Raw genomic sequence first — 15,615 nt, forward strand, 5'->3', positions numbered from 1 at the left:
TTTATTATTGAACTGGCCTCAGGAATTTCGTTAAATCTTTTGGTGGCAGCGGTTTACTGAAATAAAATCCCTGCATTTCATCACATTTTTCTTTTTCTAGAAAGGTCAGCTGCTCTATGGTTTCTACTCCTTCAGCGATTACCTTCATATTTAGAGAATGGGACATGTGAATAATGGATTTGACAATGGCTTGATTCTGCTTTTGATTTTCATCCATAAACATTTTATCAATTTTAAGCTTTGTTACTGGAAAGATACTTAAATACTTTAATGATGAATACCCAGTTCCAAAATCATCAATGGACACCAGTACACCAAGCTTTCTTAAGCGTACCATAGTTTCCAGTATATATTCTTCGTTAGACATAGCCATGCTTTCCGTTATTTCTAGTTCCAAATAGTGCGGTCTTAATCCTGTCTCGTTCAAAATTTCTTCTACCTTCTCCACAAGTTCCTTTTGATGAAACTGTTTTGCAGATAGGTTAACACTTACAATTACACGCTGATACCCTTTGTCCTGCCATGCCATATTTTGCCTGCACGCTTCTCTTAGCACCCAATCTCCGATATCAATAATTAATCCTGTCTTTTCTGCAAGCGGGATAAATTCATCAGGGGAAATATATCCTTTTAAAGGGTGATTCCAGCGTAATAATGCCTCAAGGCCAACAATTTTACCTGATCCAAGGTTTTTCTGCGGCTGGTAATGAAGCTCAAATTGTCCTTCCTTTAATGCCTTTCGCAGCTCAGTTTCCATCGTAAGCATTGTTTTAAAATTTTCAGAAATGGAGGATTCAAAAAGATTGTAATTGTTCCGATGTCTTTCTTTAATGACATACATTGCAGAATCAGCATGTTTGATTAAATCATTTGGATTTTTGCCATTTTCCGGAAAAATACTTATCCCAATACTTACGGAAGTAAATATCTCATAATCATCAATTTTTATTGGTTTTTCAAATTCAGCAATTAGTTTCTCCGCCAGTTCAACTGCAGCATTTTTATCTTTTGTATGCCGCTGTAGAATAAGAAATTCGTCCCCGCCCATTCTAGCGATGAATGTGTCTGTCTCGAGAAACGCTTTAAAACGTTCACCGCACGCTCTCAGCAACTGATCACCAAACGCATAACCCAATGTATCGTTTATTTCCTTAAAATAATCTAAATCAATAAAATAAACAGCCAGCAGTTCATTATTTTTCTCAGCTTGATCGATCGCTTCTCTTAATACTTTGTTAAAAAAGTTTCGATTCGGCAAATCAGTAAGCTCGTCATAATAGGCCATAAATTCTATACGCTTTTCATTTTCAATTCGATCAGAGATGTCTTTGACGATAGCAACACGTATTATTTCACCTTGATTGTTGTATGGATGAACCATCATTTCGATATAAAAATGCGTGCCATCTTTCTTCAATGCCGTTAACTCATATGACTTTTCAGGATTGTTATGGATTACTTGTTTCAGCTGATACATGCTCTTTTCGTCAATTAGCGAAGAGATATGGCTATTGATAATTTCCTCCCTGTTATACCCAAACATCTTGGCAAAGGTGGAGTCACAATCTATTACCTTATCATTATCGTACATCACCATACCCTCAGCACTTTTCTGTATTAGCTTGTTAATATATTTTTTAACCTCTTCTGTCTTGTCCTGTAATGAAAGGTGACTCATGATTAAACAATAAACCAAATTATTAATCCTAATCGACTTAACTTCGATCAGTTTGCCATTTTCATTTTTCTGTTCCATTAATAAATGAGATTCATTTTTTTCCTTTAATAGAGCAAAATCCAAATAATCGAGAACAGAAGCACTATCCTTATTCTCCATATTTAACAATGCAAAGGCTGTGTTATTCCCGCTAAGTATTGCTCCATTTTCATGAACAAAAAGAACCGCTTCTTTCAAATTAGCTAAAACCTGCTGATGGATGGGTATTTCCAATTCATAATTAGACATTGACTTCCTCCCCAAAACCTAAAAGCTTGATTATCCGATAATAATTCTTTCTTTTGGATAATGGTATTTCCCGCTCTTTTTATTATTTTTAAACATAAATAAAAATGTGATTATCCCTACCCTGCCTATGAACATTAAAATCATTAGGATTACTTTGCTCAGTGCTGTTAATTCATCCGTTATGCCCAGTGATAGACCGACTGTCCCAAACGCAGAAGTAACTTCAAATAAAATTTGTGATAATGAAAATGGCTCCATTATAGAAATAATAAGAATGGAGAAAAACACAAAGATAAACGCCATTAATGTTACTGTAACAGCCTTCAGCAAATCTTCATCATGTACTTCACGTCTAAACAGACGAATGCTGTTTCCACCCCGTGCATAAGTGATGATAAAAATAACAACCAATGCAAATGTTGTTGTACGAATACCTCCTCCTGCACTGCTCGGTGATGCACCGATAAACATTAAGAATGACATAAATAGATGATTTGGTTCTGTCAGCAAACTAACGTCCATTGTCGCTAATCCGCCACTTCTTGTTGTTACGGATTGAAACAATGAATAGAACAGTATCTCATGCCATGATTTATCATTAAAAAAATTTCCAATATCCAACAGGGCGATGAAAACTGCACCAACAAAAATTAATGAAAAAAATGTAAATGTTGTAACCTTTGTAAATAAAGAAAAACGCATGTTTCTTCGATTATCTGTCCTTGCAAACATAAATTCTTTCAGTTCTACCAGCACAGGATATCCGATCGCCCCGAAAATAATTAAAAGCATATTAATAAATTGGACAAAGTAATCATCTTTAAAAGGTATCAGTGATTGTCCTGTTATATCAAATCCGCCATTTGTTGTAGCACTGATTGTTTGGAAAAAACCGTGTAAATAAGCTTCAGAAGCAGTCGGGAAATATTGAAGAAAATATGTACCAAGAATAATAAAACCAATGAACTCTATCGTAAATAAAACGAACACAATTTGTTTAATTAAACGAACCATACCCTCGAACGTTGTCTGGTTTTGGTCTGTCATAATCAAACGCCGTTCTTTCAAGCCAATTTTTTTACCGAGCAGCAGCCAAATAAATGTTCCAATTGCCATTACACCTACTGCCCCTAATTGAAGAATAAAAGCAAGCAAAATAATGCCTATTGAATTAAAACTTTCAGCAATATTGATGCTGCTTAAACCCGTCACACTCATAGCACTTACCGCAGTGAACAGAACATCTATAAATGGAATATGTACGCCATCCAGATGTCCTACCGGCAATGCCAGGATAATTGTCGAAACGATTACTGCAAGAAAATAAAATACTAATATAAGCTGTACCGGGGATAATTTGCTAACCCAGCGAAACAATGGATGTTGAACAAACATAATGCTACTCCTTAATATCTTCTAATATTATATCGGTTACTGCTTGTAAAACTTTAACCCCATTATAGCAGGCAGGAAAAAGAATTGCTTGCATTTTCGGCAATTTTATATTTTCACGAAAAATTCCATAGCAAAATTGAAAATTATATCTCAAAATAAAAAGGTTAGCAATGGGTGTCTGCTAACCTAATCCTATATTTCTTCTTTAAACTTTTTAATTAATGATTCACCTTGATAGCCTTCCTCGACTAATTTTTGCAGAGTTTCTTTGATTATCCCTTTTTGCCGGTCCACAATTTGACCCATAAATAAAATGTTCATATGGGGGCCAATCTCGTTCACTGAGATAATCTGTGTAATAAACGTTGCAGGTGTATTGCTTTCTTTCGTTATTTTAACCTGGACCATTACTTCATCTTTTTTAGACTTTAAATCATTGAAAAATGTTAGAAGATCATGCTTTACATAAGCTTCAATAACCCAGCGGTTCTGGTCATCTTCCCTGTTTATAATTAATCCGTCTAATAATGGAATCTCATGGTGTATGATATCTTCATCATTACTTTCAAGAATATCCAATGTCTTCAATTTAAACGTCTTCAGTTCACCCACCTCCTAAAGTATATAAAAAATAATCAGCCGCCAATATAGGACATTTCAATTTTTTTCTTGTTTTTGCTTATTTGCTCTGTTCGCTCATCTGAATAGCGATCTTTTCTCTGGTGCCATAACGATGCTAAATTTTCTTTCAATTGCTCTTCCGTCAGTCCCTCACGTAATTCCCTCCGAATGTCATAACCGCTTGATGCAAATAAGCAAGTATACAATTTACCATCCGCTGAAAGCCTGATCCTTGTACATGTCCCGCAAAACGACTCCGTTACAGATGAAATAACCCCAATTTCTCCATCTCCATCTATATAACGGTATCTGGAGGCAACCTCGCCATAGTAATTCTCATCAGCAGGTTCTAAAGGCATTTCCTCATTTATCTGATCGATAATCTGTTTCTTGGAAATAACATTATCCATGTCCCAGCCATTATGATTGCCAACGTCCATAAATTCAATATAGCGCAAAATAATGTCTTTCCCCTTAAAGTACCTCGCCATCGGTAAAATTTGATTATCATTCATTCCTTTTTTTACGACCATATTAATTTTTACTTTTAGTCCAGCTTTTTGTGCTGCCTCGATGCCTTTCAAAACTGGAAGTGTAACAACGCCTTTTCCATTAATAGCCTTAAACACTTCATCATCAATTGCATCTAGACTAATATTAACACGTTTTAATCCAGCTTCTTTTAATTTTTTCGCTTTTCTAGGTAAGAATATGCCATTTGTCGTGAGTGCTATATCATGGATTCCGGGTATTTTATTCAGTTCCATAATGAGCTGATCAAGATTCTTTCGAAGCAACGGCTCTCCACCGGTAATACGAATTTTTTCAACTCCTAATTCTGCAAAACTTTTAGCTAAACGAGTAATTTCCTCAAAGCTCAATAATTCACTTTCAGGTAGAAATGGGTAATCATCACCAAAAATTTCCTTTGGCATGCAATACGAGCACCTGAAATTACATTTATCAATTACAGAAATGCGCAAATCCTTTAATGTTCTGCCAAAATGGTCTTTTATTGCTTTTTCCGACATTGGATTCACCTCTTTAACATATTCATTCAAAAATCCTTTTGACCTTCCTGTTCGTTTAGCAACAATACCTCAATAGGTGCACCTGATTTATAGCCTCTTGTCCCTCCTGGCAAAACCATTAACCCACTGCTGTATGCTAATGAAGTAACAACGTTTGATTTATCCATACCCGCCAAACGTACACCTACTTTTCCATTCTCATAAACCAAATAACTTCTAACAAATCTAGTAAATGGGTTGGGCTTTGGAAAGTCCTCCAGCAACACGGCATCAATTCGTTTTAAAAAAGGCTTATTACTGTACTGCAGCCTCTGGATGATTGGACGGACAAACAATTCAAATCCAACATAACAGGCTGATGGGTTACCTGATAAACCAAATAATAGCTGTTCTTCTCTTACTGCAACCGTTGTTACACTGCCGGGACGCATGGCCACTTTGTTAAAAAGTACATTAGCACCTAATTTATCATAAATCTGAGGCATTAAGTCGAAATCACCAACAGAAACACCTCCAGTAGTAATTAACATGTCTACCTTATGCAGCGCATTCTTTATCGTATCGTAACTTGAAGCAAACTCATCCTCCAGCTTTCCAAAATAAATGACTTGACCGCCTGCCCGCTTAATTTGCGATGCAATCATATATGCATTCGAATTACGGATTTTTCCAGGCTGAAGTTCCTCATTAATGTCTAATAATTCAGTTCCAGTGGCAATGACACCTATTACAGGTTTTTTGGCAACCGTTACCTCACTATACCCAAAAGTTGCAAGTAATGCCTTTACCCCTGGGTTTATATATGTACCAGCTTTGATGAGAATATCATCCATCTCTACCTCTGATCCTTTATTTATGATGTTCTGTCCTTTATCCATAGTACGTTTTATTGCCATGTAATTTTTACCGTTTCGTTCATAGGATTGACAAATCTCAAACATCGCTACACAATCAGCACCTTCAGGAATTTGGGCCCCGGTCATAATTCTGGTCGCTTGCCCTTTTCGTACCCTTTTCGTTGGGACGATTCCCGCACCAATGTGTTCAACCACTTCAAATTCAACAGGATTATGAAGTGATGCTTGCTCCGTATCAGCCGATCGCAGTGCGAAACCATCATAAGGTGATTTAGTAAAGGGTGGAATAGGATGCTTAGCAATAATTGGCTCGGCTAGACGTCTATCATCACAATCGTCCAGGGAAACCTTCTCCAAATTACCCAGTCTACTATAATTCATTACTTTATTTACTGCTACTTGAATAGGTATTGGCTTTCGTATTTCAACCATCTGATTCACCCTTTCACACAAGACTTTATAGTTAGTTTAACAAAGAAAACGCGTAATTGATAATTTTTCCTTCTACATTATTATAACGCTTGTAATTTGATAAGATATGATAAATATCACATCTCAGCTCACAATGTTTGATGAAAATTTATAATGGGTATTATGAAGTATAGAATTTTGGAAACGCTATAAATCAAGTATAATTTAGGGGCGGATTGAAAATGACACTGTTATATATAGTAATTATCATACTAATTGCTGCAGGTGTTTTCATTACAGTTAAATATAAAGGTAAAGATCCAAACTCGGATGCTTCCCTGTCCATTAAAGAAAAAGAAGAATTAAATGAAGACTACCTATCACATGGCACAAGCAATGATGAACAAGAGGACCAAAAGAACATATAGTAAAAAAAGAGCATCGCTTCATGCGGTGTTTTTTTGTTTTATCAATAAATTATTGTATAATTTATTATATTCTATAACTAATTACTTTTAAATGGGAGCGTACAATATGTTTAAACGAGTTAGTTTATTATTTTTACTATTATTGCTGCTTGCGGCTTGCTCAAAGGATGATCCAGTTATCGTAAAAAAGGGTACTAAAGCAGCGGATCCAAATGAAGAACCGGAATTGGTTGAACAGAAAAACAAAGAAGACATAGATCAATTTATTGAATTCGCTCTTCCGGATGAAAAAGTAATGATTAATTTAGAAATGGTGCCGATTCTAAACGAATACCTTTATGCCATGAAGGATCAAGAAATAGCAATTGAACAAATGAAGATGCTCAAAATTGATGCGATTGAAAGGGACATTTATTTACTTGAATTCTCATGTCAGAAGGAATTATGTTCCTATTTACTGCTTGATCAAAGTAAAGAGAATCAGGCTTTTCTTGTGGCGGATTTGGCAAAAGCAATTCAGACAAAGCTTTCACCGGATCATTCAAAAATTCTGCTGCAATTTAATCGAGAAACATTTTTACCCGTTCCATTATCCGATTTAGTCGTAATTGACTTAAAGAATTGGCAGCCTGTATCATTGGTAAATGAAACAAACGAATCAAAACTATTACATTTCAGCTGGCCGATTGTTACTGCTGAGTGGCTTGATGACCATACATTGACAGCAAGAATTCCCACAGTAACAGAACCATCTGCAAATCTTCTCAAGAACTGGCAAGAGACCGGCAGTAAAACGACTAGTATACAATTTAGCATTCAACAAAATGAGTAAGGAGCTTTTAACATGAACAGTACAATTGAAACAATCCTTCGTCACCGTTCCATTCGAAAATTTAAGAACGATCCAATTACACCAGAGCAAATAAAAACGATTGTTAAATGCGCACAGCATGCATCAACCTCCAGTTATGTAATGGCCTACACAATTATCGGCATAACGGACGAAACCATTAAAGAAGAATTAACCACTATTTCTGGACATGAACATGTTAAGAATAGTTCCCATCTCTTTCTATTTTGTGCTGACTTGAATCGTATATATCATTTAGCATCAAAGGAAGACCAAGAAAAAATGAAGGAAAGCATAGAAAGTACCGAACAATTTCTAGTTGCGACAATTGATACTGCTCTTGCAGCACAAAATGCCGTAATTGCCGCAGAATCTATGGGATTAGGTGTTTGTTATATTGGAGGAATTCGTAATAATATCAAATCTGTAAATGATATTCTGGAGCTTCCAGACTATGTAATACCCTTATTCGGTTTAGCTGTCGGATACCCTGCTCATCAACCGGAACAAAAACCTCGTTTACCGTTAAACGTCATTTACCATGAAAATACATATGATATTAAAAAACAAACAAGCCTAATTGAACAATTTGACAAAGACCTTGAAAAATATTATATACAACGAGGAGAAAATGCAAGAACAGATACTTGGTCTGATCAAATGATCCGAAAGTACACCAACCCAATTCGGATGGATGTAACCCAATTTGTGAAGGATAAAAAACTAAACAAACGATAATAAACATCTTCATTATTACGCACAAACGAATGAAACAACACTTTAAGTCACCATTTATAAATTGGCGCTATTGATTCAGATTAGGAAAAAACAAAATATATTCAAAAAGTGACTGGGACAAAAGTATGTTAGTCAAAAAGAAAAATCCGAACAATGAATTCTTAAATTTGAATTTGCATTTGTTCGGATATTTTTTTAGGTATTCGTAATCCCTACTGCAAATTGTCTGTAAACTGCGACATAAATGCTTGTGGTGATTTTGCATCATTTTGGACGCTCTTTGGTCCCGCAGCCCGTATACACTACGCTTTACGTGGGCGGCTGATGAGCCTCCTCACGCTGACGCGCTCCGGGGTCTCACCGATGCCTCATCTCCCACAGGAGTCTCCGTGTATACGGGCTGCTAGTATGAGGGTAAATCATTGCAATGAGATTATAATGCACTACATATGATATTGCCGGTTATTTTATAATATTCTCAAGCTAGTTTTAATTTATCGGAATATGAATTATTCCTTACGTCGCAGTTTACGTCAACTGCGTATTAAGTTCCTACCGTTGGAAAAGTAATCTATGCAGTCCATCCTGTTAATCGTTCGTCTTTTGAGCATACGCTTCAATTATGTACCAGTCCCTTTTTGTATAAAAACCACCTGCCAGTTGTTTTATTCGAATACAAGGTTTTCTACATAATCAATTACTATTTCCTCACCATCAACACTGAACCGCGCCCTACTATACAAATCATATGTCCCTTTACCTGGAGATTTAACCAATATAGAACCATGCGGATGATAGCTATTGCCTTTCTCCAGTTTTTTCGTTACAGGACTTCCAGTAAAATCATGGTTTTTATTATTTAAAGAAACAGATACTAATGGGGTATAATGTGTAATTTCAATTGGCTTATCACCAACATACTGAATAGATCGATAAACACATATTCCATTATTTGTTTTTTCCACCTTAATATGTAATATAAAATCATCAATTTGCTTTGATCCAGTCTTATTTACCGCCAATGTCGCATTGTCTGCCTGGAATATCCAATAAATGATTCCACTCAGGCAAATAAACAGAATAAGGATAACTGGAATTAACTTCATCTTTTTCAATGCTAATTGCCTCCCCAAAACCCCTTACTATATATGACGTAATAAATCAGTCAAATGTTTCAATTTTTTACAATAATATACGCAAAACTTTCTTATTATTACAATATTAACATATATAGGAAATAAACAATGAGTATAATTATGTGACAAAAATACAACTATAACTAGTGAAAGCAGGTTAATAAAAGGAGGATAAATACATGACAGTAGCATCACAGGTTAAACAAACCATTGCAGGGTTAAAAAGTGCACAGGCAAGCTTTGAACAATTTGCCCTTCAAACTCAAAATAAACAAGCAAAACAACTATATCAAGATGCAGCAACTCAAACGCAGGCTATCTTACAAAATGTTGAACCAAGAGTTGCACAAATAGAACAAGAAGAACCGCAATACAAACAACAATAAAAGGATTATGCGAGGTTGCGTGAGGCAACAACCTCGCACTTACATATCCGTAAAGAAAAAGGTGATCAACATTAACGTTAAAAAATTAATTTTATATTTTGGATTAATGCTTTTTTTATTTGGCTGCAGTCCCAACAGTAATTCCAACTCAGCGAAAAATGACGTTCAAGACGTTGAATACACCAAAATTGCCAACAATAGTTTTGTTAACCAGCAAAAAGCGAATAAGGCAAAAAAAATCTTAAGCAAACATGATGAGATTACAGCAATTAAGGCAGTCAATTCGGATGAAACCTTAGTTGTAGCTATTGAAGTCCATCAAAACAAACGTTTTCAATTGGCTGCTATACGAAAAAAATATGCAAAAGAACTAAAGGAAGAATTTCCTAAACTACACACCGAACTGTCAACTGATAAGAAAATAATATTTGAACTCAATCGACTGGAAAGGCAGATTAAAGCAAAGGAAATTTCAAACAAACAAATAAAAAAAGAATTAAAACACATTACTAAATTAATGAAGGAACAAACATAACGAAAAGAGTGGATTTCATAATGGCAGATAAAAAGAAAAAAAATTTACCTCCATCAGCTCAAGAATACCAAGCATTTCAAGAGCAAAGAGAAGTTAAACGGCCATTACTTAAAAATTGTATAAAAGCGTTTCTTGTAGGTGGGTTTATCTGCTTTATCGGCCAATTAATAGCAACGGCGTACATTTATTTCTTTGATTTCACTGAACAAACCGCTGGAAACCCAACAACAGCCACACTCATTTTTATCACAATGCTGTTAACAGGATTTGGCATTTATGATCGAATAGGACAATTTGCCGGTGCAGGTTCTGCAGTTCCAGTTACAGGATTTGGCAATGCCGTTATTTCCGCTGCAATCGAACACCGGACAGAAGGATTTGTTCTTGGTGTAGGTGGAAATATTTTTAAATTAGCTGGATCTGTTATCGTATTTGGCGTATTCTCTGCATTTATCGTTGCCCTGATAAAAACCATATTAATTCAATGGGGTGGGTTGTAATGCTAGTTGGACATCGTACCTGGGTTTTTGAAAATAAACCGACCATCTTATCTACTGGTACTGTAGGTGGTCCATTTGAAGCTAATGGAAATATTCCGAATGATTTTGACCTGCTTCATGATGATATGTGGCTAAAGCAAGCATCATTTGAAAAGGCACAGCAAACCATGATGGAGGAAGCTTGCCAGTTCGCTGTAAAAAATAGTCCAATTGAAAAAGAGCAAGTTCAGTTTTTTATTAGCGGGGACTTAATCAACCAGATTACCCCGACAAGCTTCACCGCTAAAACCATGGGTGTCCCCTACTTCGGGCTATTCAGTGCATGTGCAACATCAATGGAAAGCCTAGCGTTATCGGCATTTCTAATTAACGGAAATGGTGCAGATTATATATTAAGCGGCAGTTCCAGCCATAATGCTGCTGTTGAGAAGCAATTCCGTTATCCGACCGAATATGGTGGCCAAAAACCCCCAACAGCACAATGGACTGTGACTGGTGCAGGAGCTGCCTTAGTTGCTAAGGAAGGTAATGGACCTAAAATAACTTCAGCAACAATTGGCAAGGTTGTTGATATGGGAATGACAGATCCGTTTAATATGGGTGGTGCAATGGCCCCGGCAGCTGCTGATACAATTTCAGCCCACTTTAAAGAGAGGGATATTGACCCCTCTTATTACGATTTAATTATTACAGGTGATCTTGGCCACATCGGAAGAGAAGTTTCATTGGACATGTTAAATAAAGCGGGATTACAAGTTTCTGCAGAAAGGTATGTGGATTGCGGTCTAACAATTTACCGCGAAGGTCAGCCTGTACTTGCAGGCGCAAGTGGCTCGGCATGCTCTGCTGTGGTCACCTATGGGCATTTTTTAAATTTAATGAAGCAAGGGGAAATCAGCCGTATACTTGTAGTAGCAACAGGTGCACTGCATTCAACCTTGAGCGTTCAGCAAAAAGATCCCATACCATGTATTGCACATGCAGTTTCTATTGAATCAGGAAGTGATCTATCATGATATTCTTTTGGGCATTTGTGATCGGAGGCATTATTTGTGTAATTGGACAAATCATGTTTGATGTATTCAAATTAACCCCCGGACACACTTTAAGTATTCTTGTTGTTGTTGGAGCCATTTTAGACGGATTCGGCCTATATGAACCACTTATTGATTTCGCTGGTGCTGGAGCTACTGTACCAATAACCAGTTTCGGTAACTCGCTCGTTCACGGAGCAATGGCAGAAGCTGAAAAACATGGTCTAGTTGGTGTCATAACCGGTATGTTTGAAGTGACCAGCTCAGGTATTTCAGCAGCAATCATTTTCGGTATGCTTGGTGCACTTCTATTTAAGCCAAAAGGGTAATTCATTTTCCACGAAAGGACGAGTTGTAATGACTGTTGGATCACAGGTTAAAGCATGTTTTTCTTCATTAAAAAGCGCTGATGCAACATTAGGTATTTTAGCTAATAAAACGCAAAGCGATCAGGCAAGAGATGCATTTAGCGATGTCCAGAAAATTGTTTCAGAAGTGAAGGATGATTTACAAAAACAAGTAATTCGACTCAGTAAGGAAGAACCGCAGTATAAAAGTTGATTTGACCTTGTTTTTTGAAAGGATATGTGAAGACGATGCCAGAATGGTTAAATATATTGTTACGTTCCATAGGCTCATTAATTGTACTGTTTTTCCTAACAAAATGGCTTGGAAAAAAACAATTATCAGAAATGAATGTTTTCGAATACATTACAGGTATTGTTATCGGAAGTATTGTTGCATTTGTTGCAACGGATTTAGATGGCAGTGTTTTTCATGGATTAATAGCAGCAGGAGTCTGGTTTGTAATCCCATTTGCAGTTGAACAAGTTTCGTTAAAAAACAAAACATTTCGCAATATCACACAAGGTAAAAGCACCATACTTATTCAGGACGGCAAAATTATGGAAGACAATTTAAAAAAAGAGCGTTACTCAACTGACGATTTACTCGAGAAATTACGTGATAAAAACGTTTTTCGCACTGCTGATGTTGAATTTGCGATACTTGAACCATCGGGAACATTAAATGTACTCCCCAAAAAAGAGAACCAGCCATTGACTCCAAAAATAATCGGTATGACACCTGCCCCAGAAAAAGAACCGCAGGCAGTTATTATGGATGGGAAAGTTATGCTTGAACCGTTGGCAAATCTTTCTCTGAACACAAATTGGCTGGAAACAGAACTAGATAAAATGGATGTAAGTATTGAAAATGTTTTTTTGGGTCAAGCAGACAGTGATGGTCAGTTAACTGTTGACTTATACGATGATAAAATTGCTGTACCGAGTCCGTCGGAAAAACCCCTGTTGCTTGCCTCTTTGAAAAAATGCCAAGCAGATTTAGAGTTGTTTGCACTGGCTACAGAGAACACGCACGCGAAGCAAGTGTACCAAATAAACAGCCAGAAATTAGCGAATGCAATTAATCTTATATCCCCTTACTTAAAATCATAATTACTACCTCTTCGGTTTCCATTTAACTGAAGGGGTTATTTTAATTCCAGGCTGTTTGTTAAAATAGTGTTTTATTATGAGTGACCGTTCTCTTGGTTTTCAGCTTGATTGGGCGCTCGTCGGCGTTATCCTCACAGACTAGACGGTGAAGGGGATGGACTTGTCTGTTGAGACTAAAAAGTTAAATTAGGAATAAAGTCAATCCATTAGATAAACCCTAATAAAAAATACATAAGGGGTAGTCAAAAATGGCAAACAAAAACATTAAATTAACTTCTGCTGAAATAGGTGCACTATGGACGGCCTATAATGAGTGTTCATCTACTAACTGTTTTTATAAGCATTTCCTTATTCATTTAACAGATCAGGCCATTAAACCAATAATTGAAGAGGCTCAATTAATAAATGACAGGCTGATTCAATACATGGAAGATATTTTCACAGAAGAAAACTTTCCAATCCCAAAAGCATTTTCAGATGACGATGTAGATTTCACTGCACCAGCCCTATTTACCGATTTATACGCGTTAAGCTTTGTTTATCGGGAAAGTAGAATGATGAATATCTTTTATGGAACTATGCTTGGCAAAGTGGCGCGCGAGGATATTCTGAATTTTATGGAAGATGGCCTTTATTCTTCCATTCGTATTTATAAAAATCCATAGAGCTTATGTTAAAAAAAGGTATCTATGATCGTCCGCCAAAGATGGCATATCCAGAAGATGTGCTATTTGTTCAACAACAGCAAACGTTACTGGATACGTGGTTCGGTGAAAGCAGGCCACTAAACGCGATTGAGCTTGCGGAGTTATTTTTTGCTATTGAACGAAATGCAATTGGGCAAATTTTATTAACCGGTTTCGTTCAAGTTACAAAGGATAATGAAGTGAAGGAATTTTTAAAGAAAGGTAAAAAGTTAAGTGAAAAACAAATAACAACATTTAATAACATATTAAAAAACAGTAACGAACCTCAAGCATTTCCAATCACGATGGAGGTTACGGATTCTACAACTCCACCATTTTCTAATCGATTAGTAATGTTTTTTATGACGGCAACCAATCAGGTAGGGATTTCTACACTCAGCAATGCTCTATCTGTTTCAATTAGAAAGGATTTAAGTATTCATTATTCAAAATTTATAGCTGAAATTATGAAATATGGGAACGAGGGTCATAAGCTATTGATTAAAAATGGATGGATGGAGCAGCCCCCTCAATCAGCGAATAAGAAATATTAACTTAGAAATAGGCTCTCTAATACGGCGAGAGCCTACATAAAACATTACCCTATCCTAATAGCAACCTTCCCAAATTGCTTTCCCTGTTCAAGATGATCCATTGCCGCATTAGCTTGCTCTAAAGTATACGTACTGTCTACTACTGGATGAATGCTATGCTTTTCAATAAACTTCAGCATTTCCCGAAGTTCTTCTCTTGATCCCATCGTGGTGCCAAATAATTGATATTGTCCGTAAAAGAATTCGCGCAAATTTAGCTCAACAGTATCCTCAGTTGATGATCCAAAAGTAACCATTCTGCCACCTTTTTTTAGGATAGCTAAAGACTTCTTAAATGTAGCCCGGCCAACGCTCTCGATCACCAAATCAACCGTTTCATCTTTTAGCTCTTCCTTCCAATCACTGTTTGATTCAAGTGCTATATCCGCACCTAATTGTAGTGCTTTGTTCCTTTTTGCTTGACTTCTGGAGGTAACAATCACACGTGCACCCGCATGTTTTGCAAATGAAATCAAATATGTCGCAACCCCACTGCCCGCACCAGGGATAAATACCGTTTCCCCCTTGCGCAATTCTCCCTTCGTAAACATTGCCCGATAACCTGTTAATGCAGATAATGCAAGAACCCCAGCCTCATCCCAGCTTAAATATGCTGGCTTTTTTTCAACCTGTTCTGCCGAAAGTACTATTTTCTCAGCGATTGTACCATTATCCGGCATTCCCAAAATATCGAATTCCTTCGGTGGTGCTACACTGTTTTCATACCAGCGAAGCCCTGGGTTAATAATCACTTCATCACCGATAGCTACATTATTCACACCATTACCAACGCTTTCAATTACACCTGCACCATCTGATCCAATCACAAGTGCATCCGCCTCATCACTCCTGCGATTAGGGATAAATAGGTCACGATGGTTTAAACCAGCTGCCCTCAAAGCTACAATTACCTCACCATCCCCCGCTTCTGGATTGCTAATTGTTGATACTTTTAATCTTCCACGATCGTGAACAAAAGCTTTCATACTTG

At 36.7% G+C, this 15,615-nt stretch carries 19 protein-coding genes; 12 read left to right on the top strand and 7 right to left on the bottom strand.

The window, feature by feature from the left end; all coding sequences use genetic code 11:
- Positions 1-4: 4 nt before the first annotated feature.
- The 5 genes from IEV74_RS06635 to IEV74_RS06655 all read right to left on the bottom strand — a co-directional run bounded on the left by IEV74_RS06635 (position 5) and on the right by IEV74_RS06655 (position 6,302).
- Entirely contained in the window at positions 5-1,966 is a 1,962-nt protein-coding gene (locus tag IEV74_RS06635) for a sensor domain-containing protein (RefSeq protein WP_188454573.1), read from the bottom strand.
- A gap of 30 nt (positions 1,967-1,996) precedes the next feature.
- Entirely contained in the window at positions 1,997-3,361 is a 1,365-nt protein-coding gene (locus IEV74_RS06640; RefSeq protein WP_188454574.1) for a TrkH family potassium uptake protein, read from the bottom strand.
- A 192-nt stretch (positions 3,362-3,553) separates the two neighbouring features.
- Positions 3,554-3,973, bottom strand: a complete 420-nt coding sequence (locus IEV74_RS06645; RefSeq protein ID WP_308418980.1) for a YwpF family protein — start codon at positions 3,971-3,973, stop codon at positions 3,554-3,556.
- 23 nt (positions 3,974-3,996) lie between these two features.
- On the bottom strand, positions 3,997-5,013 hold the full coding sequence (gene moaA, locus IEV74_RS06650) for a GTP 3',8-cyclase MoaA (RefSeq protein ID WP_188454575.1): 1,017 nt from the start codon (positions 5,011-5,013) through the stop codon (positions 3,997-3,999).
- Positions 5,014-5,039: 26 nt separating this feature from the next.
- Positions 5,040-6,302 carry a molybdopterin molybdotransferase MoeA gene (locus tag IEV74_RS06655; protein WP_188454576.1) on the bottom strand — a complete coding sequence of 421 codons (1,263 nt, stop codon included), beginning with the start codon at positions 6,300-6,302 and terminating at the stop codon, positions 5,040-5,042.
- 221 nt (positions 6,303-6,523) lie between these two features.
- Here IEV74_RS06655 and IEV74_RS06660 point away from each other — a divergent pair, with 221 nt between their 5' ends.
- The 3 genes from IEV74_RS06660 to nfsA all read left to right on the top strand — a co-directional run bounded on the left by IEV74_RS06660 (position 6,524) and on the right by nfsA (position 8,297).
- A complete protein-coding gene (locus tag IEV74_RS06660) occupies positions 6,524-6,709 on the top strand; it encodes a hypothetical protein (protein WP_188454577.1) in 186 nt (61 codons plus the stop codon).
- A gap of 106 nt (positions 6,710-6,815) precedes the next feature.
- Positions 6,816-7,541 carry a hypothetical protein gene (locus tag IEV74_RS06665; RefSeq protein ID WP_188454578.1) on the top strand — a complete coding sequence of 242 codons (726 nt, stop codon included), beginning with the start codon at positions 6,816-6,818 and terminating at the stop codon, positions 7,539-7,541.
- Positions 7,542-7,553: 12 nt separating this feature from the next.
- On the top strand, positions 7,554-8,297 hold the full coding sequence (nfsA, locus tag IEV74_RS06670; RefSeq protein ID WP_188454579.1) for an oxygen-insensitive NADPH nitroreductase: 744 nt from the start codon (positions 7,554-7,556) through the stop codon (positions 8,295-8,297).
- Between the two features lie 665 nt (positions 8,298-8,962).
- Here the strand turns inward: nfsA and IEV74_RS06675 are convergent.
- A complete protein-coding gene (locus IEV74_RS06675) occupies positions 8,963-9,412 on the bottom strand; it encodes a hypothetical protein (RefSeq protein ID WP_188454580.1) in 450 nt (149 codons plus the stop codon).
- A 200-nt stretch (positions 9,413-9,612) separates the two neighbouring features.
- Between IEV74_RS06675 and IEV74_RS06680 the strand changes: the two genes are divergently transcribed.
- The 9 genes from IEV74_RS06680 (at position 9,613) to IEV74_RS06720 (ending at position 14,585) form a co-directional block, all read left to right on the top strand.
- On the top strand, positions 9,613-9,819 hold the full coding sequence (locus IEV74_RS06680) for a DUF1657 domain-containing protein (protein WP_188454581.1): 207 nt from the start codon (positions 9,613-9,615) through the stop codon (positions 9,817-9,819).
- 61 nt (positions 9,820-9,880) lie between these two features.
- Positions 9,881-10,354: a hypothetical protein gene (locus tag IEV74_RS06685; RefSeq protein WP_188454582.1), complete on the top strand. Its 474-nt coding sequence runs from the start codon at positions 9,881-9,883 to the stop codon at positions 10,352-10,354.
- A 20-nt stretch (positions 10,355-10,374) separates the two neighbouring features.
- Positions 10,375-10,854, top strand: coding sequence for a stage V sporulation protein AC (gene spoVAC / locus IEV74_RS06690; RefSeq protein ID WP_188454583.1), 480 nt, complete (start codon positions 10,375-10,377; stop codon positions 10,852-10,854).
- Positions 10,854-11,870 (top strand): stage V sporulation protein AD, encoded by a 1,017-nt coding sequence (spoVAD, locus tag IEV74_RS06695; RefSeq protein WP_188454584.1) that lies wholly within the window; start codon positions 10,854-10,856, stop codon positions 11,868-11,870. The genes spoVAC and spoVAD overlap by 1 nt, the downstream gene beginning before the upstream one ends.
- Positions 11,867-12,217: a stage V sporulation protein AE gene (gene spoVAE / locus IEV74_RS06700; RefSeq protein ID WP_188454585.1), complete on the top strand. Its 351-nt coding sequence runs from the start codon at positions 11,867-11,869 to the stop codon at positions 12,215-12,217. Before spoVAD ends, spoVAE begins: the two co-directional genes overlap by 4 nt.
- Before the next feature lie 28 nt (positions 12,218-12,245).
- Positions 12,246-12,449: a DUF1657 domain-containing protein gene (locus IEV74_RS06705; protein WP_188454586.1), complete on the top strand. Its 204-nt coding sequence runs from the start codon at positions 12,246-12,248 to the stop codon at positions 12,447-12,449.
- Between the two features lie 35 nt (positions 12,450-12,484).
- Positions 12,485-13,345: a DUF421 domain-containing protein gene (locus IEV74_RS06710; RefSeq protein ID WP_188454587.1), complete on the top strand. Its 861-nt coding sequence runs from the start codon at positions 12,485-12,487 to the stop codon at positions 13,343-13,345.
- Positions 13,346-13,593: 248 nt separating this feature from the next.
- Entirely contained in the window at positions 13,594-14,010 is a 417-nt protein-coding gene (locus tag IEV74_RS06715; protein ID WP_188454588.1) for a DUF3231 family protein, read from the top strand.
- Positions 14,011-14,051: 41 nt separating this feature from the next.
- Positions 14,052-14,585 carry a DUF3231 family protein gene (locus IEV74_RS06720; protein WP_188454589.1) on the top strand — a complete coding sequence of 178 codons (534 nt, stop codon included), beginning with the start codon at positions 14,052-14,054 and terminating at the stop codon, positions 14,583-14,585.
- 44 nt (positions 14,586-14,629) lie between these two features.
- Here the strand turns inward: IEV74_RS06720 and IEV74_RS06725 are convergent, their stop codons facing one another.
- Positions 14,630-15,610: a zinc-binding dehydrogenase gene (locus IEV74_RS06725; RefSeq protein WP_188454590.1), complete on the bottom strand. Its 981-nt coding sequence runs from the start codon at positions 15,608-15,610 to the stop codon at positions 14,630-14,632.
- Between the last annotated feature and the right edge of the window lie 5 nt (positions 15,611-15,615).

The sequence above is a fragment of the Virgibacillus oceani genome, from assembly GCF_014638995.1.
Taxonomy (GTDB): domain Bacteria; phylum Bacillota; class Bacilli; order Bacillales; family Amphibacillaceae; genus Virgibacillus_E; species Virgibacillus_E oceani.

Coding starts and splice junctions, on each gene's coding strand:
- IEV74_RS06635 (WP_188454573.1), bottom strand. CDS start 1,966: ATGTCTAATTATGAATTGGAAATACCCATCCATCAGCAGGTTTTAGCT.
- IEV74_RS06640 (WP_188454574.1), bottom strand. CDS start 3,361: ATGTTTGTTCAACATCCATTGTTTCGCTGGGTTAGCAAATTATCCCCG.
- moaA (WP_188454575.1), bottom strand. CDS start 5,013: ATGTCGGAAAAAGCAATAAAAGACCATTTTGGCAGAACATTAAAGGAT.
- IEV74_RS06655 (WP_188454576.1), bottom strand. CDS start 6,302: ATGGTTGAAATACGAAAGCCAATACCTATTCAAGTAGCAGTAAATAAA.
- IEV74_RS06660 (WP_188454577.1), top strand. CDS start 6,524: ATGACACTGTTATATATAGTAATTATCATACTAATTGCTGCAGGTGTT.
- IEV74_RS06665 (WP_188454578.1), top strand. CDS start 6,816: ATGTTTAAACGAGTTAGTTTATTATTTTTACTATTATTGCTGCTTGCG.
- nfsA (WP_188454579.1), top strand. CDS start 7,554: ATGAACAGTACAATTGAAACAATCCTTCGTCACCGTTCCATTCGAAAA.
- IEV74_RS06680 (WP_188454581.1), top strand. CDS start 9,613: ATGACAGTAGCATCACAGGTTAAACAAACCATTGCAGGGTTAAAAAGT.
- spoVAC (WP_188454583.1), top strand. CDS start 10,375: ATGGCAGATAAAAAGAAAAAAAATTTACCTCCATCAGCTCAAGAATAC.
- spoVAD (WP_188454584.1), top strand. CDS start 10,854: ATGCTAGTTGGACATCGTACCTGGGTTTTTGAAAATAAACCGACCATC.
- spoVAE (WP_188454585.1), top strand. CDS start 11,867: ATGATATTCTTTTGGGCATTTGTGATCGGAGGCATTATTTGTGTAATT.
- IEV74_RS06705 (WP_188454586.1), top strand. CDS start 12,246: ATGACTGTTGGATCACAGGTTAAAGCATGTTTTTCTTCATTAAAAAGC.
- IEV74_RS06710 (WP_188454587.1), top strand. CDS start 12,485: ATGCCAGAATGGTTAAATATATTGTTACGTTCCATAGGCTCATTAATT.
- IEV74_RS06715 (WP_188454588.1), top strand. CDS start 13,594: ATGGCAAACAAAAACATTAAATTAACTTCTGCTGAAATAGGTGCACTA.
- IEV74_RS06720 (WP_188454589.1), top strand. CDS start 14,052: ATGGCATATCCAGAAGATGTGCTATTTGTTCAACAACAGCAAACGTTA.
- IEV74_RS06725 (WP_188454590.1), bottom strand. CDS start 15,610: ATGAAAGCTTTTGTTCACGATCGTGGAAGATTAAAAGTATCAACAATT.